Source organism: Acinetobacter haemolyticus, from assembly GCF_003323815.1.
GTDB lineage: Bacteria > Pseudomonadota > Gammaproteobacteria > Pseudomonadales > Moraxellaceae > Acinetobacter > Acinetobacter haemolyticus.
On sequence record NZ_CP030880.1, the window covers coordinates 1329755 to 1350154 of the forward strand.

The window sequence follows — 20400 nt, forward strand, 5'->3', positions numbered from 1 at the left end:
GAATGAAATAAAATTTTTGAGGAATACAGTAATGACAGAACGTGTAAATGTAGGCGAAGCAATCGCTCGTGTTTTAGAGGCGCACCAAGTTGATAGTATCTACGGCGTTATTTCAATTCACAACTTGCCAATTGCTGATGCAGTCGGTCGTCGTGAAAAAATTCGTTTCGTCGCAGCACGTGGTGAAGCAGGTGCGGTGACGATGGCAGATGGTCATTCACGCTTTAAAGGTTTAGGTGTCGCCTTGACCAGTACTGGTGCAGGTGCAGGGAATGCTGTGGGTTCATTGATTGAAGCGATGAATGCAGGTAGTCCAGTATTGCATTTAACAGGTCAAGTTGAACGTGAATATTTAGATCGAGATGCGAGTTTTATTCATGAGACCAAAGATCAACTGACTTTCTTACGTGCATCGAGCAAAGCTGCTTTTCGTATTACTAGCCCTGACAATGCGGTAGGCGTGATTCGTGAAGCAATTCGTGTAGCGACTACTGTCCCAATGGGGCCTGTTAGTGTTGAGCTACCGATTGATGTTCAAGCAGCAGAAATTGATTTACCCCTGAATCTAGGTCCAGTCAAAGCACTTGAATTGCCACAAGCAGATCAAGTTGAAGTTGATTTGATCATTGATGAAATCAAAAAAGCCAAACGTCCAATTTTTTGGATCGGCGGTGGTACGCTTAATAGTGTGGATGAAGTCAAAGCGATCGCTGATCTCGGTATTCCAGTAGTGTCTTCAACCCATGCGCGTGGTGTATTGGCAGATGATCATCCGCGTAGCCTAGGTGCATTCCATAACTCCGCAGGCGTTGAACAACTTTTAAAAGATGCCGATTTATTGGTTGTTGTTGGTTCTCGCTTACGTAGTAACGAAACCAAAACCTATTCAGTGCAGTTCCCTGAAAATATTATTCAGGTCGATGCGAATCCTGTTGCACAACAACGTAATTACAAAATTCGTAATTTCATTTGTGGTGATGCCAAAGATGTGTTGCAACGTGTTCTCACAGGTTTAGCAGGCGTATCTAAAATAGATGCTGATTATGATGCAGCAGTTGTCGATGCGAAACAGGCAGCAATCAATGCTTTACGTACACAGCTTGATCAATATGCTTTGATCTGTGATTACCTTCGTACAGCTTTACCACAAGATGGCATCTTTGTTCGTGATATCACCATGTCAGGCAGTACGTGGGGCAGTCGTTTATTCCCAGTACAAGCACCAAACCAAAATATTCACTCTTTAGCAGGGGCGATTGGTCTTGGTCTGGCAACAGCAATTGGTGCCTCAATTGCCAATCCTGACAAAAAAGTGATTGGTTTAGTCGGTGATGGTGGTTTGATGCTCGGGATTGGTGAGATTGCGACGATGGCGCAAGAAAATACCAATATGGTGCTGATGATCATGAATGATGGTGGTTATGGGGTTATGCGCGGTATTCAAAATAATTACTTCGGTGGCCGTCAGTATTTTAACGAATTACACACACCTGATTACCAAGCATTGGGTGAGGCGATGGGCGTGAAAAGCTGGAAAGTCGGCAGTGCAGAAGAGTTTAAAACAGTGATTCAGCAAGCAGTTGATTTCCAAGGTCCAAGTGTGATTGAACTGGATATGCATTCAATTGGGCCTCTGAATTTTGCAGGTCCTCCACAAAAGAAATTGTATTAATCCATCTCGGTATTGCTCGGTAATAGCGCTGCTGAAGAACGATTTGTAGGCAAAAATTTTTGTCTACAAATCGAATAAAACTATGTTTTACAGGTAAAACAAAAAATAGAGCCAACAGGATGGTTGGTATCAAAGCGAAGGAACATGATATGAAAAAGACAATGATGGTCGCGATGCTTGCTGCATGTTATTTGGGTACAGCATCTCATGCATTTGCACAAAGTCCAGCACTGGAATGGAAAAGTGAAGATGGGACGGATGCTGTCAAACTCGGTGGTGTAGTGCGTTTGAATCAACGTTACGAAAACTGGGAGGGGCCAAATGGTGGTTTTGGAAAACTCTATTTTGATATTTTCCGAGTTGATCTGAAAGGTAAGTTTGATGATGCCTATTTTAATGCCAGTTACCTCTTTCAAGATCAAGGTAAACGTTCGATAGAAAAAGCCTATGTGGGTTATCATTTGGATGAACATAACAGCATAGAAGCTGGTTTTGTCTATAAACCCTTTGCAATTTATCCTTATCCACAAAATGGTTGGACTTATCACATTCCATTTTTCTTGGGTTATGGTAATAACATTGCTCCAGGCTTGAATTGGAATTTTCAGAATAAAGAATGGGACATGAAGCTAGGCTATTATCCTGAGATGCTCGCAACCAATCTTCGTTATTCTCCCGAAAGTGCGACCTATGATGATTTAGCTGAAAATGCATTCCCGACACAACAAGGCTATCAAAATGAAAAACGTCACCAAGTGAATACACGGATTGTTCGTAAGTTAGAAACTGAATTTGGCAAGCAAGAGTTTGGTGTATCAGGTGCTATTGCACAGCTACACAACAAGATCACAGATAAAAATGGTAAGTACTATGCTGTTGGATTGCATACAGATAACAATTACAAGCGTTTTAATTTACAAAGCTCAGTGATTCATTATCAATATGATGCAAAAAATCCTGATGGTGTAAACAATGATATGACACTGATGGGAGCGAATGGTTTAACGCCAGCATATTTCATTGCTTCCGAAGGAACCATTGCGAGTTTAAACCTCGCTTATACATTACCTGTACAAGACATGGGCAAACTCAAAGCCATCCGTTTCTACAATGATTATAGTTATTTAGATAAAAAACGTGAGGATTGGTCAGCCTCACAAATGAATACCACTGGCATGATGTTTATTGCCTCACCTTTCATGGTGTGGGCGGATTATACATGGGGGAAAAACGCCAATATTATCGGTGGTGCAACCAATGCAACGGGCTTTACTTCTACTGTTTCACCAAATAGTGATAAATGGCTTTATCGTATCAACTTAAATATTGGTTTTAGTTTTTAAACTTCCTAAGTATAGAAAAATAAAAAAGCAAAGCCGAGGCTTTGCTTTTTTATGAATGAGTTGTCAGCTTAGATTTTGCTGATCAAATCATTGATTTGTTTTGCTTGTTCAGCAGCATTACCTGTATATGTTGCAGGTGTAAGCTCTGCTAAACGAGCACGTTCATCAGCTGGAACTTGAAGAAGCTCATCACCATTTACGAAGTTCACCATCATGTCACGTGTCATGGCTTGACCACGAGTAAGCGCTTTTAGTTTTTCGTAAGGTTTTTCAACGTTATAACGACGCATAACCGTTTGGATCGGCTCAGCAAGAACTTCTTGTGCTTGGTCTAAATCTTCATTTAAACGGTTCGCATTGAGTTCAAGTTTGCCAATACCTTTTAAGCAAGCATCAAAAGCAATCAAGCTTTGCGCAAAACCAACACCCATGTTACGAAGAACAGTTGAATCGGTTAGGTCACGCTGCCAACGAGAAACTGGAAGTTTTTCACCTAAGTGACCCAATACTGCATTTGCGATACCTAAGTTACCTTCTGAGTTTTCGAAGTCAATTGGGTTTACTTTATGAGGCATCGTTGATGAACCAACTTCACCATCTTTTAATTTTTGCTTGAAGTAACCAAGCGAAATATAACCCCAAACATCACGGTTAAAGTCGATCAAGATCGTGTTATAACGACGCAATGCATCAAACAATTCAGCCATGTAATCATGTGGCTCAATTTGTGTGGTGTATGGGTTGAAGCTTAAACCTAAAGACTCAACAAATGCTTGCGCATGTGCAGCCCAATCAATTTCTGGATAAGCAGAAAGGTGAGCGTTGTAGTTACCTACAGCACCATTGATTTTGCCCAATAATTCAACATTTTCAAATTGCTTGATTTGGCGCGCTAAACGATATGCAACGTTTGCCATTTCTTTACCCAAAGTTGTTGGGCTAGCAGTTTGACCATGTGTACGAGACAACATTGGTTGTTCAGCATGTGTGGTTGCCAAAGTAGAGATTGCATTCAGAATTTGCTTCATGCTTGCAACTAAAACTTCACGACCATTTTTAAGCATCAATGCATGAGACAAGTTGTTGATGTCTTCAGAAGTACATGCGAAATGAATAAATTCACCTGCATTTTTTAATTCGTCGATGTTGGCAATTTTTTCCTTAAGGAAATATTCAACTGCTTTTACATCGTGATTAGTTGTACGTTCGATCTCTTTAATACGATTGGCATCTTCTTCAGAGAAATCAGCGACAATCGCATCTAAAGCGGCATTGGTTTCAGCAGAGAAAGCTGGTACTTCGATAATTTCTGCACGATTTGCAAGTGCTTGTAACCAACGCACTTCAACAGTGACACGAGCGTGGATTAAACCAAACTCAGACAAAAAAGGGCGTAGTGCATCGCATTTGCTTGCATAACGTCCATCAAGTGGTGAGAGTGCGGTTAAAGCATTCATACAGATTCCTTAATCTTGGAATAAACATAAAAATAAATTCGTTGAAGCATCGGTTTAAACCACCTGATACTGCAAACGAGCGAGAGCTTGAATATCGTTCAACAACTTACGTTTTCTGAAAACCATCGTCCATGAACTACCACCGAGTTGTCGCCATAAATGCGCCAATTGTATGCCCGTAAACAAACATGCTCGGATTCGATTGGTATGATTAATATCTTTAAATGCTTCAGCATTACCACGAACGAGAATACGTGGATTGATTTGCCCAGCAGTTTCAACATACGTTTGTGCCAAACTGGCAATGACACTTGGATGCAAATAATTGTTATCGAAAAAAGACAACTGTTTGAGGATTTTTTGTTGAGATTTTTCAATAATTTTAACGTATTCGGGGTTGCTATAAACCTTTTTTTCCAACTGCAACAATGCCATCGCATAAGACATTGGCAGTTTGGTGTTACTGAGTTTAGGGATTCTGGATTTTGGTGCAGTATTAAAAGGCTGGGTAATACAGCCTTCTAATGTTTTTAATCCTAAGGAAATATCTGCAAGCTGGTTAAAAAAATCTAAGGTCTGTTTTGCATTATTATTTGTTGGACGGATATTTAGGCTGGCTTTGACGAGGAGTTCAAAATAGAAGTTACCACTTTCCCCAATACTTTGTTGACCAGACATGGCTGTCATATGTGTCAACTGGGTTGCCTGAAAAACTGCAGCCAATGCCAAAGCACGGTTTTGTTGAACATTCAACGCTTGGTTGGGCTGAAATGGGAACTCCGCCATGCTACGCTTCCAATATCCTTAGATAAAATCGGGTTGAGGTGCATTGGTGTGGTGAATCACGCCACCACCTAAGCAGACCTCTCCTGAGTAAAACACCACACTTTGCCCAGGAGTAACGGCTCTTTGTGGTTCGTCAAATTCAACACGAATACCATTTTCGCTTTGATCATCACGATAAATAGTACACGCTTGATCAGGTTGTCGATAACGCGTTTTGGCAGTGCATCGGAAACCTGATGTTGGAATTTCCTGTTCACCGGCAACCCAGTCAATCGACTCACTCCAAAGCTGAGTACTTTGCATCAATGGATGTTCATGGCCTTGTCCAATCACTAGTCGGTTATTGGTAACATCTTTGTGTAATACGAACCATGCACCTTCTTGTGCACCTTTCATACCACCGATACCAATCCCACCACGTTGACCCAGCGTATAGTACATTAAGCCGTGATGTTCACCAACTTCTTTGCCGTTGTCTAAGACAATTTTTCCAGCTTGAGCAGGGAGGTATTGTTTTAAGAAATCACTAAAACGACGCTCACCAATAAAACAGATTCCCGTTGAATCTTTTTTCTTGGCTGTAGCGAGATCTAGTTCTTCAGCGATTTTTCGAACTTGAGGTTTTTCAATTTCACCAACAGGGAATAGCGTCTTGTTGATTTCACGACCATGCACTGCGTGTAAGAAATAGGTCTGATCTTTATTATTATCAACGCCGCGTAGTAATGGCGCGTAAGTTTCACCACGCGAATTTTGCATGCTAGCACCACGACGCGCGTAATGACCAGTTGCAATGAAGTCTGCACCCAATGTCATCGCATGATCTAAGAATGCACGGAATTTGATTTCTTTATTACAGAGAATATCTGGGTTAGGCGTGCGACCAACGGCATATTCTGCCAAGAAATGCTCGAATACACGATCCCAGTATTCCATTGCAAAATTTGCTGTATGCAGTTTGATCCCGATTTTATCTGCTACGGCTTGCGCATCCGCCAAGTCTTCAAGTGCTGTGCAGTATTCCGTACCATCATCTTCTTCCCAGTTTTTCATGAAAAGACCTTCAACTTGATATCCTTGTTGAAGTAAAAGCGCGGCAGAAACAGAGGAGTCTACACCACCAGACATACCGACGATGACACGTTGTTGCATCTAATTAAGCATCCAAATGAGAAGTTAATGAGGGAGAAAAAGGGTGCTCATAAATAAGCGATAAAGGATATTTCTTGCCAGCGAGGGCATCTTGAACAGCTTTTAAAACCAATGGGCTACGTGCACGAGCTGTTTCTTGTAGCTCATCCAAGTTCATCCATACTGCACTGACAATACCTGTATCCAGTTGCGCATTTTCTTCAACTGAAGTCACATGTGCCAAAAAGCAAAAACGGTAATAGGTACGATCAGGAAACATTGGTGGCGTATAGGTATAAATACCGAGTAAGTGATCAACTTCAACATGATGACCTGTTTCTTCTAAGGTCTCACGAATTGCTGCCTGGATAATGGTTTCATCACATTCAACATGACCAGCAGGTTGGTTAAACACAGTATGTACATAGCCCTCACTGTGTTCTTCGACAAACAAAAAACGTCCGTCTTTTTCGACTACAGTGGCGACTGTGACATGAGGTGTCCAAGCGGTCATAGAAAGCACCATGATTTTAAAAAACGTATTCTACAAAATTTGGGGCAAGATGGCTAGGTTAAAGCTTTTTCTTGTGACTTGTATGCTTTTAATAATAAATAACCTGAAAACAGACCAATTACGAACCCAAAGCCAAATAAAGGACTAAGCATTAAAATTTCAGTATAAAGATTTGGATAATCGCCCATTCCGAATAAAGCTGAATAAAAATAAAGGGATAATACTGGTAGAGTTGTTGATAGCCCACCGAGTACACCACTGATTAACACTATTCTAAAATGACTTTTTACTTTGGGGAAAATGATATAGTTCATCAAAAAAGAATAGATGATGGATTGAATACCACAAAACAGAAGTATGAATAAGTACATACCTATTGCACTGGTGATGATAAACCATATTGCTTCTAATACAGTGATACTGAAAATATACCGAGTAATAACATGTTCGCCAGAGTATATTTCACTAATAGTAGAAAATAATATGATGACTAAAAATATGAGTGAAACAACAAGCGAAGGTAAAATAAAACCCAAATATAAGAGTTTTTTAGATACTTTGACCATTATTATCTCTTAATTATGCGGTTACTTGATTTTTATAATCATTCTTCACTTTTACATAATTCAGCGCTGAATAGGGTAAAAATGCTTTTTCTTTATCTGTGAGAGGGCGGACTTGCTGTACTGGACTACCCACATACAGATAACCACTTTTTAAGACTTTACGGGGAGGAACAAGACTACCTGCACCGATCATCACATCATCTTCAATAATCACGTCATCTAAAATGACAGTATTAATGCCGATTAGTACGCGATTACCAATGGTACAACCATGTAAAGTCACATGATGTCCAACAGTCACATCTTCACCAATCACTAGCGGTGAACCGTTTGGTTTAGATTGGTTTTTATGGCTAACATGCAACATACAATGATCTTGTACATTACTGTTTTTGCCAATCTGAATCGAGTTTACGTCGCCACGAATGACCGCAAAGGGCCAAACCGAAACATTCTCAGCTAATTTGACATCACCAATCACGACTGACATATCGTCAATATAACAGCTTGCATCAATATCAGGTGTTTGGTCTAAATAAGAGCGAATGTTTTTAGTCATGGGATCAACCAAGATAAACGATAGTGGAATTATAAAGTAAAAAAGCATTCAGACTAAACAGCCTGAATGCTTAAATTAACTATTCAAAAGTCAGGGCTTAGAAAAAGCTGCTAAAGAATAGCTTGATACGATCAATCATACGCGCGAAGAAGCCAGCTTCTTCAACAGGTTTGAGTGCAACCAAAGGTTTTTCAGCGATGACTTTGCCATCAAGACTTGCAACCAATTTCCCGATCACTTGACCTTGTGCTAAAGGCGCATTGAGCTGAGGTTGAACCACAAGTTGTGTTTTGATTTTATCGGCTTGACCTTTCGGCATCGTCACATTGAAGTTTTCAGCTAGCCCAATCTGTACTTCATCTTCCTTACCAAACCAGACTTTTGCTTTAGCGATTGCTTGGTTGGCAGGTTGGACATTTGCAGTTTCAAAGTTCGCAAAGCCCCAAGCTAACAACGCACGTGTTTGATTTGCACGTTCGTTCATGCTTGGTGTACCAAAGATCACCGAGATCAAACGCATCGGACCACGTTTGCTTGAGGTTGTTAAGCAGAAGCCAGCTTCACTGGTGTGACCTGTTTTTAAACCATCAACACTTGGGTCTGTATAGAGCAAAGCGTTACGGTTACCTTGTTTGATCCCATTAAAGGTAAATTCTTTTTCAGAATAAATTGGGTAATATTTCGAACTATCTTTAATAATATGCTGAGCCAAGATCGCCATATCTTTAGCAGTCGAATAATGACCTTCCGCAGGCATACCCGTTGAGTTCACGAAGTTGGTATTGGTCATGCCAAGACGTTTGGCTTCTTGGTTCATCATGTGAGCAAATGTACCTTCATTGCCCGCAATGTGTTCAGCCATTGCTTTTGATGCATCATTACCAGATTGAACGATAATGCCGCGTAGCATTTCCAATACAGTCGCAGTGCCATTCAACGGAACATACATACAAGATTCAGCGCTGCTGCCACGGCACCATGCTGATTCATTCATGCGTACATGTTCGTCTTCTGTTAATTTGCCTTGTAATAATTTTTGTTCAATGATGAAGCTCGTCATCATCTTTGTCATAGATGCGGGTGCAAGTTTTTCATCTTCATTTTTTGCAGCGAGAATCTGTCCAGTTTCATAATCCATTAATACATAGGATTTATTATTTAATTCTGGTGGAGCAGATAGGACAGTCGCTGCATATGAAAAGCTTGGCAAAAGTAATAATGCAGCAAGAGCGCTTTTTCGAGTCATTCTAGGTAGTTCCAATATCTTATATGGTGCAGATGAGCCTAGCATTTTAGGGCAAAGCAAAGCCGACTTCTATGGGGGAAGTCGGCTTTTTCATACAGTATTGTAACTAAGACTTATGGAGCGCTGATTCCAGATAAGGTGTTATCAATATTTCATTTATAGTTTTGAACATCTTCGCAAATTTGACGATTTTGCGCTTGAGTTGCGGCACTTGCATCTTTGCGTGCTTCAACGAGGAATTTTTGGAAATCTTTAGCTTTGGCTCGTGTATTTAATACATCCACAGCTTTAGATTCTTTAGGTAAATATTCTTTAACTAAGCGTTCATAACCTTGGCTAAATTTTTTATCTTCATCAATCAATTTTGGACAAATTTCAGAAAGTACATAGATTGCTGCAAGTTCTTCTTGCGTTGTACTTTGTACCGTTGAAGTGACATCAATATTTTCTGACTCTTGTTTTACATTGGCTGCAAAAGTAGTTGATGCGAATGCACTTGAAGCAATCAGCAAAGACAAACTTAGCGTTTTAAAAACATTTTTCTTCATAACAAGCTAAACTCAAATCAGGGTTTACATAGTTTGCATAACTTAGCATAGCCGAAAAATAAAATTGTATACTTGCTGTAGGAACAATGGAGGAAATGTGATTTTAAATCCAATCTTGGCGTTTGATATTGACAAATCCTAGTAAAAACAAGAAAAAAACCTTAATGAGGAGCAGTATAATGACAACTAAATTTCGTGGTGGTGTTGATATTGCACTGAAGCTTCCACCACATCAATTTGAAGCAACAGTTGCTTTTTATCGTGATGTGCTTGGTCTTAAACCAATTACGGATAAAGGATCAGAGATTGGTTTTGAGTTTGGTCCAGTAAAATTATGGATCGATACGGTAGCTAAAATAAGTCAGGCAGAGCTTTGGCTAGAACTATTTACTGATAATTTTTCAGAGGCTGCAAAATATCTTAATGATGCTGGCGTTGTGCGCTGTGATGAAATTGAACCTTTGCCAGAAGGATTTAAAGGAGGATGGATTAGCAGTCCAGCCAATATTATTCACATGGTTCGAGAACCTAATGCTTGGTAATTGAAGAGATGAATAAATAAGGCTTGGATTCAATATTCTGAATCAAAAATGATCAAGCATTTTAAATATGATTTTCTATTTATATAAATTGGTAGCTTAGTTTTAGATTGCTAAACTAAGCTACCACATTCAAGGTTAATTAACCTTCAAAATTAAGTACATCTTCACAAACAGACTTCTGTTCAGCTTGATCAACTTCTTTCGCTGCCGCCCGTGCTTCTTTTAATGATATTTTAAAATCATTATCCGTTTGAAGGCTTTGCAATGATGCTGATTTATTTGAATATCCTTCTAAATACGATGCAATGATCTGATTGATGTTTTGATCAAATTTAGCATTTTTCCCAATCATTTTTGGGCACATCTCGATTAAAACTTGAGCGTTCGCGATATCATCTTTAATCAGCGCATCCGCTTCTTGAACCGAAATTGCTTCTGCAAAAATTGCTTGAGCTGTAAAAAGTGAGAAGCTAACCCCAATAATACGAATAAATTTAGATAAATGTCTCATGGCTGCATAAATTTCTAATACTATGAAGTGGTAAATATATATAATTGAAGGAATAATTCAATTATGAAAACTGAGTAGTAAAAGGGCTATTGACATATTCTACCGATAGGTTTGAAGTAGCAATCGCCCAAAATTGAAGAGATGAGAACGTAGTGAATATTTTGATTGCAAATGATGATGGTGTTTTTGCCCCAGGGCTTCAAGCGTTGGCTCATGCATTAAAACCATTAGGCCGTGTTGTTGTAGTTGCACCTGAAAGTGAGCGAAGTGGTTATTCAAGTGCCTTAACACTCGACCGTCCTTTGCGACCTGTTCAGATTTCCAAAGACGTATGGGCAGTAAATGGGACACCAGCAGATTGTGTTTATTTGTCCATGAATGGTTTATTTGATTTCGAATTTGATCTCGTCGTGAGTGGTATCAATAGCGGTGCAAATTTGGGTGATGATGTATTGTATTCTGGAACAGTAGGGGCTGCATTTGAAGGCCGTTTAATGAAGCATCCTGCAATTGCTGTCTCACTTGCTGGTTCAAATGTACGCTCATATGAGCAGCCGCAAGATTACGCTAGAGCTGCACAATGGGTACATGATTTTATTGCCCAAGGCTTACCGATTTTACCGCCTCGTCATATTTTTAATATCAACATTCCTGATGTTGAACAAATTAAGGGCACCAAAGTAACTTATCAAGGACGCCGAGGACAATCCAAGCCGATTAGTAGTCATGTGGATCCTCGTGGACGTCAAGTATTTTGGATCGGTTTGGCAGGAGAAGCTGTACTGGAGCGACATCCTGCATCGAGCAGCCATATTCAATCTGACTTTTTTGCTGTTTCAAATGGCTATGTCAGTATTACTCCGATTCAAATGGATGCAACCAACTATGAGGTGTTAGATAATTTGCATAATCACGTGAATGGTTAGTCATGTGAATGTTATAACTTTGTGAATATCGTGCGTGAATACTCGTTTTTTCTCACTTTTTTGGTACTCTAAGGCGAAAATAGATTAAGGATTTTTCGATGAGGGCGAAGATGCACTTAAACCACGTCTCGATTTTTCAGTCAAAAAAAATGGTCAAAACAATCGTATTGTCTATGGCTGTTGTTACGGCGGCTATTGTCAGCGGTTGTGCATCTAAACCTCAAGTAAGTGGTGGTGGGGCGAGCCATGTGAATGCTCCAAACTATTACACAGTTCGTTCTGGTGATACTTTGAGTGGGATTGCAAATCGTTATGGTATGAACTATCTCGATATCGCAGCACTAAATGATATCGCACCGCCATATCGAATTTATGTTAATCAATCCTTACGTTTAAAAGGTTCAGCCGCTCAACGCACCACATCAACACAAGCAATGAATCAGGCAGCACCTATTCAGCGTCAAAGTATTAATATTCCGACACAACAGCAAGTTGCGCCACCACCAGTTAGACCTGTTACCCCAACACAACAACGCCCTGTTGTTCCAGTAACACCACCATCAACATTGGCAAGTGGTCTGCGTTGGGTAAAACCATCAAATGGTCCAGTGATTCAAGGATTTAATCTGGCGAGTAACGTGAAAGGTACGCGCTATGGAGGCAACGTTGGTGATCCTGTGTTTGCTGCTGCAAATGGACAAGTGGTTTATGCTGCTGATGGTTTAAAAGAATACGGTAATTTGGTCTTGGTGAAGCATGTTGATGGTTACATCACTGCCTATGCACATAACAGTAAAATGCTGGTCAAGAGTGGTGATAATGTGACTGCAGGGCAAAAAATTGCCGAAATGGGGTCATCTGGAGCTTCACGTGTCATGCTAGAGTTTCAAGTCCGTTTAGATGGTAAACCAATCAATCCAACAACGGTTGTACCAAACTAATTTTATTGTTAGGGCCTTTTAAAAGGCCCTAACAAACTTTCAACAAATTGTTAATAATCACTAGTCTATCAATAGACTTCTCTGTATACTCAATGTGTTTGCTTTTATTAGAACAATAAGCATATTAATAAATTGAGAGGGATGTGTATGTTAGATCAATTGCGTGCAATGGGGGTTTTTGCTTGCGTTGTAGAAAAAAGTTCATTTAGCGGGGCAGCTAGAGACTTAGGAATAACAACAAGCGCAGTGAGCCAGCAAATTCGCTCATTAGAGCAAGAAATGGATGTTACCTTACTTCATCGTTCCACTAGAAAGTTGAGCTTAACAGAGGCAGGACAAGCATTTTTTTTAAGTTGTCAGGAAATGTTGGCAGCAGCAGAGCGTGGAAAAATTAGAATTAATGAGCTGCGTGATGATCTTGTTGGGGATTTACGTATTGCGACAACACCAGAATTGGGCGCATTGCATGTGGTTCCCGCGCTGTCTCATTGGATGTCCGCTCATAAAGGTTTAGCGGTTCATTTTGAAGCGGATCATCGCTATATTGATTTAATATCAGAAAGAATTGATATTGCGATTCGGATGAGTCTTAAAGTAGATGATCCACAATTGACGGTCGTTCCATTGGCACGTGTAGATCAGATTTTGGTTGCCTCCCCAAGCTATTTAAATCAATCGCCTCCGATTACGCGACCAGAAGATTTGATTCACCATGAATTACTGCCTGTCACTTTAATGCAGAACTTTCAGCATTTCACTTTTCGCCATGGTTTGAGTGGGGAAAATGTGAATGTGGAAATGCAAACCCGTTTAGGAACAAATAATGTTTTTGTCGCTAAATCATTATGCCAGCAAGGCTTAGGGATCGCACGTATTCTGTATATGGATGTGCAAAAAGAATTAGTGAGCGGTTCTTTGGTTGAAGTTCTACCTGATTGGCAGTTACCGACGTATACATTACAAGCATTAACTTCAAAGCGTGAACAATACCCAGTCAAAGTCCATCGTTGCATTGATGCACTGAAGCAATATTTTGCGCAACTTCCAGGAGGACGTTCCTTACAAGGAGTTGCTTAGTCATCAGTGAGATGTCGCTCTAAATTTTAAAAGCCATGTTTCCTTGGAAACATGGCTTTCTTACTTATTTGCGTCTAGCTTTTACTTTAGCATGAGACTTAAGTGATTTTACTTCAACTGTTTCATCCACAGATTTAGACTCGGTTTGGTCTTTCTTGGTTTTTTTACGCTTTTTCTTTTTCTTAGGTTCATCATCTTCGACAGCTTCGCCATCTTCAATTGCTTGCCAATATTCCAGTTGCTCCATAACTGCGGCATAGATGGAATTTTTACTATATCGACCTTTTTTATCGAGTGTTCCTACTGGTCGAGCCATCAGAATTTCTAATGCTTGATCAATTGTATCAATCGCATGCACATGGAACTGTCCAGCTTCTACAGCTTCAATCACATCTTGGCGTAACATGAGGTGTTGCATATTCTGGCGTGGAATAATCACACCTTGCTTGCCTGTTAATCCTTGAAGTTTACAAGCATCATAGAAGCCTTCAATTTTAGCATTGACGCCTCCAATTGGTTGGACTTGACCCAATTGATTCATTGAACCTGTAATTGCCCATGATTGGTCGATTGGGATTTGGCAGATTGCAGAAATTAATGCAGATAACTCAGCAACGGTGGCACTGTCACCATCCACCTGTCCGTAGCTTTGCTCAAAGGCTAAAGCAGCAGAGAAGTGCAGGATTTGCTCTCGGCCAAAGTGTGCTTTAAGGAAGCTTGACATCAATAACACACCCTTGGCATGTAAAGAACCACCAAGTTCTACACTTCGCTCGATATCGAGAATATCGCCGCCACCTTGGTAGACAGACGCTGTTAGACGAGAAGGTAAACCAAACTCTACATCAGCATAATGAATCACTGAAAGCGCATTGATTTGTCCTAGACGATGTCCAGATGTTTCGATCAGTTGTGTACCGCGAGATAAATCTTGCCAATACAATTCGCGTAAATAGCCTAAACGATATTGGCGATGGTGTAATGCTTGATTAACATGATCATGCGTAACAATTTTGTCGTCTGCTTTAAATGCATGATGATGTGCTTCGCGAATTAAATCACCCAACGTAGAGGCATGTAAGGATAAGGAGCTTTGATCCTCGGCTTGACGACTTGAGTCTGTTAGCAATGCAGCAAGTGCTGAACGATCAAATGGTAACAGTTTATCTGCTTGTACGTAGTCAGCAATCAGTTGCATATATGCTTGTTCATTGCTGTCATTACGTTGTAATGTATCAGTGAAATCAGCACGTATTTTAAAGACGCTGCCTAGCTCTGGTTCTACCTCTAAAATTTCATAATAAATCTCAGGTTCAGCTAATAAGACTACTTTGATTTCCAATGGTACTGATGCGGGTTCAATCGAAATACTACCCGTCAACGTTAGCATATGTTCTAAAGATGATAGTTTTAGATGGCCTGACTTTAATGCGCGCTTTAAGCCTTGCCATGCATATGGTTGTTCAAGTAGTTGCTCTGCTTCGAGCATCAAAAAACCACCATTCGCACGATGTAAGGAACCTGGACGAATTAGGGTGAAATCAGTCGTAATCGTTCCGTTGTGCGTGAGTTGTTCGACATGTCCAAGTAGATTGTAGTGGGTTGGAAAGTCTTCAAAAATGACAGGTGCGCCGCTATTTGGTTTGTTTGCAATGATGACATTGGCTTGATAGCGAGCTGGTACGCGATTAAACAAAGCAGGGGTAAAGTCATCCTCTTCTTGTTCTAAAATTAATTCAACATTTTCGATGATGTCTTCAGCATAATGCTTTAAATATAATTCGAGACCTTTGACCTCTTTATTTCTATTTAGAATAGATTCAATACGAGGCATTACGACCTGAGAGGCAATATCGCGATTTAAACTGGAGACTTGGTCGCGTGCATCATCTTCTAAATCACCAAGATGAAGACCTAAGCGTTCAAGTTTTTTCTCCATATAACGAATATTGGAAGAAATATCAGATCTTTCTTTACTACTCAGCGTACTGAGGTCTTGTTGGGTTAATTCATGATACTCATCATCTTTAAGTAACATCGGAATAAAGACATGCTTATCATTTCTAGAAACTAATTTTAAGTCGAGCCCTTCACCTTCTTTTGTTAGTTCTGCTAAAGCTTGTTGTTGTACTTCACCTGTGGCTTGACGTATGCGTTCGATGCGATTGTGATAGCTTTCTGCACTAAATCGACGTTCTAGCTGTTTTAAGATAATTTGCCATGTCTGTTGTAATGCATTTTGAAATTTTGAACCTTGTCCTGCTGGAAAACGCAAGGCGATCGGTTGTCTTGGATTTTTGAAATTATTGACATATACCCAATCATCAGGTGTTTGCATGGTTTTGGCATGCTGTTGCAATAGACGTTTAATCATCGTGCGTTTGCCTAGACCAGCCGTTCCTACTGCGAATATGTTATAGCCCGAATAAGGCAAGGAGATACCTGCCTCTACTGACGCCCGAGCGCGATCTTGCCCTAAAAAATTATTGAGCGGTTTGATCCGTTTAGTCGAGCTTGGGATTTTAGCCAAGTCGGGAATATGTGTAAGCTGATTTGCTTTTAGTGCTGTTTTTGTGAGTGTTGCTTGTATATCTGCTTGTTCAAAGGCACTTGGAATTGCAGTGATATTTGCTGTAATCGTGTTTGTTGGTGTTAAAGATAAAGTTGTTGCAGTCATTTGATCAAGTTTTTGGGTCACTGTTGCTATCCAACAAATAAAACGAAATGTAAGTCATTAACGTTATACGGGTTTAACCTCAAAGATCAAGCGAACTTGTGTTTTTTATCGACAAAACAAAACAATGGTTGCATAAAGCAACTTGCAAGCAAGGACAAGAAACGATTGAATAGGCAGATTCTCGCATGTTCATGGAAAATAATAAGCAATGACGACACAAGCCTCTGGGTGGGCATCTGCATTTAAAGCATTTTTAGACCGCCGCGCTCTGATTATGTTATTTCTTGGTTTCTCCGCAGGGATACCAATTTTATTGATTTTTTCAAGCTTATCTTTATGGCTAGGTGAGGCTGGAATCGATAAAACAGCAGTCACTTTTTTTAGTTGGGCGGCATTAGGTTATTCTTTTAAATTTGTATGGGCGCCGTTGATCGATGAGCTACCTGTACCATTTCTAACCAGAGCGCTTGGGCGTCGTCGAGCATGGTTATTAATTGCTCAGTGTTTGATTATCTGTGCGATTTGTATAATGGCATTTTCAGATCCTTCATTGGGTCGAAGTTATTTAGTACAAATGGCTGCTGGTGCAGTTTTATTGGGCTTTTCTGCTGCGACCCAAGATATCGTTATTGATGCTTATCGTATTGAACTAGCAGAAACTGAAATGCAAACCATTTTAGCGTCAACTTATAATGCAGGTTATCGCATTGGGATGATTGTCGCGGGTGCTGGAGCTTTATTCTTAGCTGCCTATTTGGGTACAGCAAAAGGTAATTATATATACGAAGCATGGAAATATACTTATTTGACCATGGCGGCTGTTATGGTCGTCGGGATTATTACCACACTGGTTGTTCGTGAACCGAAAGTTGATCGTGTCTATAAAGATTATAAGAAGACTGATTACTACCGCTTGGTATTGGTATTTTTTCTAGCAGTCACAACTTTTGTAGTGACGTATATTTACTCTGGTCATTTAACACAAGCATTGATTCAAGCAACCGCGATTAAAGATACTGCCGCACTTTTTGGTTTAGAAGCACTGCGGTTTTTGACAGCGACAGCAACCGCTATTTTTATTGGCTTTAGTCTTGTTAAAATGGGTGTTGTAAATCAAGAAATGGCAAAAGAAACATGGGTCGCGCCTATTCTAGATTTCTTTAAGCGTTATGGTGTAAAACTCGCATTAGTTTTATTGCTGTTGATCGGCTTCTTCCGCGTATCCGATATTATTGCTGGTGTGATTTCCAATGTGTTCTATCAGGATCTGAATTTCAGTAAAGAGCAAATAGCGGAAGCCGTGAAAGTATATGGCGTACTATTTAGTTTACTCGGTGGCTTTTTAGGCGGCTTGCTTGCACAACGGATGAACATTATGAAATTAATGTTTATCGGTGCGGTACTTGCAAGTTCGACAAATCTAATTTTTATTGGTTTAGTAAAATCTGGAAAGCCATTGGATCAGGTTCAGATTCAGGTTGGGCAACATTCTTATCAAGCGGAAACAGATGAAGTCGGTTATTGGAAAGTCCATGTGCCTACACAGGCACTCGTACAGGCGGATTCGGTGCAAGTAGCTGCACAATTCAAAAACCAAGTTGAGTCTAAAATTCAACTAGAATTGCCATATTTAATCGCAACACAACAGCCTCAAATTCAATTGCTACCGATTAGTCATGACGATCATCTTAACATCAATGAATTAAAGCAGAGTTTGGTGATTAAAGGACAGTTGGCAGGTATTGATGCCGATCAGTTAGATGTTGAACGACCTGTTGTATTGAAGTTAGATGGTCAAGAGTTCATCGCTAAAGTTGATCAGCATGGCCTATTTAGTGGTGTGATTAGTGGACAAATACTACAATCGTCAACCAGCAAAACGATCACTGCAATCGCAAATTTGAAAAATTCTGGCGAACAAAGTTTCGTCGCAACGCGACAGTATTATGTTGAGTCAGCAACTCCAGTTGCGACAACTTTAGATGTTGATATTCAGCCAATTGCCCCAATTAGTCCAGATGAGCAAGGTAATACAGAGCTATCAGGTAAAGTGATCAAGCAATACAGCTCGCTATGGCTATATTTCGCGATCATCGTGGATAATCTTGCGGCAGGTTTGGCTGGTGCTGCATTCATTGCATTTTTATCGAGTTTAACCAGTGTCTCTTTTACAGCGGTTCAATATGCTATTTTTAGCTCATTAATGACTTTAACCCCCAAATTATTAGGTGGTTATTCGGGTACGATGGTGAGCAATATGGGCTATCCGAATTTCTTTTTAATGACGACTTTAATTGGTATTCCGATTTTAATTTTAGTGGTTTGGGTCGCGAAATTATTACGTGATCATGAAAATCAAACAACACAACAGCAGACAGGTGAATAACGATGCGCATGTTACATACGATGTTACGAGTAGGTAATTTAGAACAATCTTTAAAGTTCTACACTGAGGTACTTGGTATGAAATTGCTACGTCAACGTGATTATGAAGAGGGGCGTTTTACCCTTGCTTTTGTTGGCTATGGTGATGAAGAAAATAATACCGTACTTGAGTTAACCCATAACTGGGATACCAGCAGTTATGATTTAGGCAATGGCTACGGTCATATTGCGATTGGTGTTGAAGATGCTTACAAAGCATGTGAAGAGATCAAGGCGCGTGGTGGTAAAGTTGTGCGTGAAGCTGGACCAATGAAGGGCGGTGTAACGGTTATCGCTTTTGTTGAAGACCCTGATGGTTATAAAATTGAACTCATTCAACAGGATCAAAATGCTCGTAATAACTAATTTGAATTCATCTTAAGCTGAAGATTTCTCATTTAAAAGCGCTAGTATTATTTATATAGCCCAGTATGATGTGTCGATCAAATGGTCAACAATATCATATTGGGCTTTATCATAATTAATGGGTGAATAGGAATAAGTTATGTTCAAAATTTTGGCATTGGATCGCTTTACACTTCTCTTGGTGGCGATGGTTGTACTTGCAACATTTTTACCCGTTTCAGGTCAAATAGCATCTTATTTCAATATCCTAACCATAGTCGCTATCGCAATACTTTTCTTTTTACATGGTGCAAAATTATCACGCGAAGCTGTGATGGAGGGAATGCTACATTGGAAAATGCATGCCTTGGTCTTTGCCTTTACCTTCTTAATTTTCCCTGTACTTGGTTTGATGGCTAAACCTGTTTTAGAACCATTATTGGGGCAACAATTGTATTGGGGCTTTTTGTTTATGTGCTTCTTGCCATCAACAGTACAGTCTTCGATCGCCTTTACTTCAATGGCTAAAGGTAATGTTGCTGGTGCGGTGTGTAGTGCATCTTTTTCTAATATTATCGGGATGTTTATTACCCCGATTTTGGTTAGTTTTTTTATTCTAGGGCAGAGTCAACATGGTTTTGACCCTACCAAATCAATTATACAAATTACCTTGCTATTATTAGTCCCATTTATTCTCGGGCAGATATTACGTCCTTATATTTATCCATATATGGTCAAAGTGCCGAGTATAGTTAAAGCATTTGATCAAGGGTCGATCTTAATGGTGGTCTATGGCGCATTTAGTAGTGCTGTCGTTGCAGGATTGTGGCAGCAGGTCAGTGGTATAACTTTACTTTACCTTATCATTGCTTGCTCAGTGTTATTGACCATTGTGATGCTACTGGCTTTTTATGTCCCGAAATGGTTTGGATTTAATCGAGCTGATCAGGTTACGATTTTCTTTTGTAGTTCAAAGAAAACCTTGGCGAGCGGTGTGCCGATGGCGCAGATTTTATTTATTGGGCAACCATTGGGGATGATTGTTTTACCGATCATGATTTTTCATCAGATCCAGTTAATGGTATGTGGTGTAATTGCAAATCGTTGGTCAAAATCAACACAAGAATAATTCGCT

At 40.0% G+C, this 20400-nt stretch carries 18 protein-coding genes and 1 pseudogene; 9 read left to right on the forward strand and 10 right to left on the reverse strand.

The window, feature by feature from the left end:
* The first annotated feature begins 31 nt into the window (after nt 1–31).
* Nucleotides 32–1672: a thiamine pyrophosphate-binding protein gene (locus DS737_RS06000; RefSeq protein ID WP_113997044.1), complete on the forward strand. Its 1641-nt coding sequence runs from the start codon at nt 32–34 to the stop codon at nt 1670–1672.
* Nucleotides 1673–1821: 149 nt separating this feature from the next.
* Complete coding sequence (locus DS737_RS06005) at nt 1822–3015, forward strand: hypothetical protein (protein WP_113997967.1); 1194 nt, start codon at nt 1822–1824, stop codon at nt 3013–3015.
* Between the two features lie 68 nt (nt 3016–3083).
* Here DS737_RS06005 and purB read toward each other — a convergent pair whose 3' ends face one another.
* The 8 genes from purB to DS737_RS06045 form a co-directional block, all read right to left on the reverse strand.
* Complete coding sequence (gene purB / locus DS737_RS06010; RefSeq protein ID WP_005084804.1) at nt 3084–4472, reverse strand: adenylosuccinate lyase; 1389 nt, start codon at nt 4470–4472, stop codon at nt 3084–3086.
* A gap of 54 nt (nt 4473–4526) precedes the next feature.
* The gene (gene hflD, locus DS737_RS06015) at nt 4527–5258 is read right to left on the reverse strand and encodes a high frequency lysogenization protein HflD (RefSeq protein WP_004639780.1); all 732 of its coding nucleotides are present in this window, start codon (nt 5256–5258) and stop codon (nt 4527–4529) included.
* A gap of 18 nt (nt 5259–5276) precedes the next feature.
* Nucleotides 5277–6410, reverse strand: a complete 1134-nt coding sequence (gene mnmA / locus DS737_RS06020) for a tRNA 2-thiouridine(34) synthase MnmA (protein WP_017395538.1) — start codon at nt 6408–6410, stop codon at nt 5277–5279.
* A 4-nt stretch (nt 6411–6414) separates the two neighbouring features.
* A complete protein-coding gene (locus DS737_RS06025) occupies nt 6415–6903 on the reverse strand; it encodes an NUDIX hydrolase (protein WP_017395539.1) in 489 nt (162 codons plus the stop codon).
* A 53-nt stretch (nt 6904–6956) separates the two neighbouring features.
* Complete coding sequence (locus tag DS737_RS06030; protein ID WP_017395540.1) at nt 6957–7469, reverse strand: hypothetical protein; 513 nt, start codon at nt 7467–7469, stop codon at nt 6957–6959.
* Between the two features lie 13 nt (nt 7470–7482).
* Entirely contained in the window at nt 7483–8028 is a 546-nt protein-coding gene (locus DS737_RS06035) for a gamma carbonic anhydrase family protein (RefSeq protein ID WP_017395541.1), read from the reverse strand.
* Nucleotides 8029–8125: 97 nt separating this feature from the next.
* A complete protein-coding gene (gene dacC / locus DS737_RS06040) occupies nt 8126–9274 on the reverse strand; it encodes a D-alanyl-D-alanine carboxypeptidase PBP5/6 (RefSeq protein WP_005084817.1) in 1149 nt (382 codons plus the stop codon).
* 152 nt (nt 9275–9426) lie between these two features.
* Nucleotides 9427–9822: an MCR_0457 family protein gene (locus DS737_RS06045; RefSeq protein ID WP_113997045.1), complete on the reverse strand. Its 396-nt coding sequence runs from the start codon at nt 9820–9822 to the stop codon at nt 9427–9429.
* Between the two features lie 179 nt (nt 9823–10001).
* Between DS737_RS06045 and DS737_RS06050 the strand changes: the two genes are divergently transcribed.
* On the forward strand, nt 10002–10364 hold the full coding sequence (locus tag DS737_RS06050; protein ID WP_005089839.1) for a VOC family protein: 363 nt from the start codon (nt 10002–10004) through the stop codon (nt 10362–10364).
* 139 nt (nt 10365–10503) lie between these two features.
* On the opposite strand, the gene DS737_RS06055 is transcribed toward DS737_RS06050, so the two are convergent.
* The gene (locus DS737_RS06055; RefSeq protein WP_113997046.1) at nt 10504–10875 is read right to left on the reverse strand and encodes an MCR_0457 family protein; all 372 of its coding nucleotides are present in this window, start codon (nt 10873–10875) and stop codon (nt 10504–10506) included.
* 152 nt (nt 10876–11027) lie between these two features.
* Here DS737_RS06055 and surE point away from each other — a divergent pair, with 152 nt between their 5' ends.
* The 3 genes from surE (at nt 11028) to DS737_RS06070 (ending at nt 13819) form a co-directional block, all read left to right on the forward strand.
* Nucleotides 11028–11801 (forward strand): 5'/3'-nucleotidase SurE, encoded by a 774-nt coding sequence (gene surE, locus DS737_RS06060; RefSeq protein WP_004639644.1) that lies wholly within the window; start codon nt 11028–11030, stop codon nt 11799–11801.
* 110 nt (nt 11802–11911) lie between these two features.
* Nucleotides 11912–12742 carry a peptidoglycan DD-metalloendopeptidase family protein gene (locus DS737_RS06065; protein ID WP_017395543.1) on the forward strand — a complete coding sequence of 277 codons (831 nt, stop codon included), beginning with the start codon at nt 11912–11914 and terminating at the stop codon, nt 12740–12742.
* Nucleotides 12743–12889: 147 nt separating this feature from the next.
* Nucleotides 12890–13819: a LysR family transcriptional regulator gene (locus tag DS737_RS06070; RefSeq protein WP_005084828.1), complete on the forward strand. Its 930-nt coding sequence runs from the start codon at nt 12890–12892 to the stop codon at nt 13817–13819.
* 64 nt (nt 13820–13883) lie between these two features.
* On the opposite strand, the gene DS737_RS06075 is transcribed toward DS737_RS06070, so the two are convergent.
* Nucleotides 13884–16517, reverse strand: a complete 2634-nt coding sequence (locus tag DS737_RS06075; protein WP_113997047.1) for a Lon protease family protein — start codon at nt 16515–16517, stop codon at nt 13884–13886.
* 170 nt (nt 16518–16687) lie between these two features.
* Here DS737_RS06075 and DS737_RS06080 point away from each other — a divergent pair.
* From DS737_RS06080 to DS737_RS06090, 3 genes and pseudogenes are all read left to right on the forward strand, one after another.
* Nucleotides 16688–18882: pseudogene (locus DS737_RS06080) on the forward strand (AmpG family muropeptide MFS transporter).
* 2 nt (nt 18883–18884) lie between these two features.
* Nucleotides 18885–19286, forward strand: coding sequence for a lactoylglutathione lyase (gene gloA, locus DS737_RS06085; RefSeq protein WP_004639634.1), 402 nt, complete (start codon nt 18885–18887; stop codon nt 19284–19286).
* 139 nt (nt 19287–19425) lie between these two features.
* Complete coding sequence (locus DS737_RS06090; protein ID WP_113997049.1) at nt 19426–20394, forward strand: bile acid:sodium symporter family protein; 969 nt, start codon at nt 19426–19428, stop codon at nt 20392–20394.
* Nucleotides 20395–20400: the final 6 nt, after the last annotated feature.

Bases quoted from the DNA above. Each gene is read 5' to 3' on its own strand.
- DS737_RS06000 (WP_113997044.1), top strand. From the start codon at position 32: ATGACAGAACGTGTAAATGTAGGCGAAGCAATCGCTCGTGTTTTAGAG.
- DS737_RS06005 (WP_113997967.1), top strand. From the start codon at position 1,822: ATGAAAAAGACAATGATGGTCGCGATGCTTGCTGCATGTTATTTGGGT.
- purB (WP_005084804.1), bottom strand. From the start codon at position 4,472: ATGAATGCTTTAACCGCACTCTCACCACTTGATGGACGTTATGCAAGC.
- hflD (WP_004639780.1), bottom strand. From the start codon at position 5,258: ATGGCGGAGTTCCCATTTCAGCCCAACCAAGCGTTGAATGTTCAACAA.
- mnmA (WP_017395538.1), bottom strand. From the start codon at position 6,410: ATGCAACAACGTGTCATCGTCGGTATGTCTGGTGGTGTAGACTCCTCT.
- DS737_RS06025 (WP_017395539.1), bottom strand. From the start codon at position 6,903: ATGACCGCTTGGACACCTCATGTCACAGTCGCCACTGTAGTCGAAAAA.
- DS737_RS06030 (WP_017395540.1), bottom strand. From the start codon at position 7,469: ATGGTCAAAGTATCTAAAAAACTCTTATATTTGGGTTTTATTTTACCT.
- DS737_RS06035 (WP_017395541.1), bottom strand. From the start codon at position 8,028: ATGACTAAAAACATTCGCTCTTATTTAGACCAAACACCTGATATTGAT.
- dacC (WP_005084817.1), bottom strand. From the start codon at position 9,274: ATGACTCGAAAAAGCGCTCTTGCTGCATTATTACTTTTGCCAAGCTTT.
- DS737_RS06045 (WP_113997045.1), bottom strand. From the start codon at position 9,822: ATGAAGAAAAATGTTTTTAAAACGCTAAGTTTGTCTTTGCTGATTGCT.
- DS737_RS06050 (WP_005089839.1), top strand. From the start codon at position 10,002: ATGACAACTAAATTTCGTGGTGGTGTTGATATTGCACTGAAGCTTCCA.
- DS737_RS06055 (WP_113997046.1), bottom strand. From the start codon at position 10,875: ATGAGACATTTATCTAAATTTATTCGTATTATTGGGGTTAGCTTCTCA.
- DS737_RS06065 (WP_017395543.1), top strand. From the start codon at position 11,912: ATGCACTTAAACCACGTCTCGATTTTTCAGTCAAAAAAAATGGTCAAA.
- DS737_RS06070 (WP_005084828.1), top strand. From the start codon at position 12,890: ATGTTAGATCAATTGCGTGCAATGGGGGTTTTTGCTTGCGTTGTAGAA.
- gloA (WP_004639634.1), top strand. From the start codon at position 18,885: ATGCGCATGTTACATACGATGTTACGAGTAGGTAATTTAGAACAATCT.
- DS737_RS06090 (WP_113997049.1), top strand. From the start codon at position 19,426: ATGTTCAAAATTTTGGCATTGGATCGCTTTACACTTCTCTTGGTGGCG.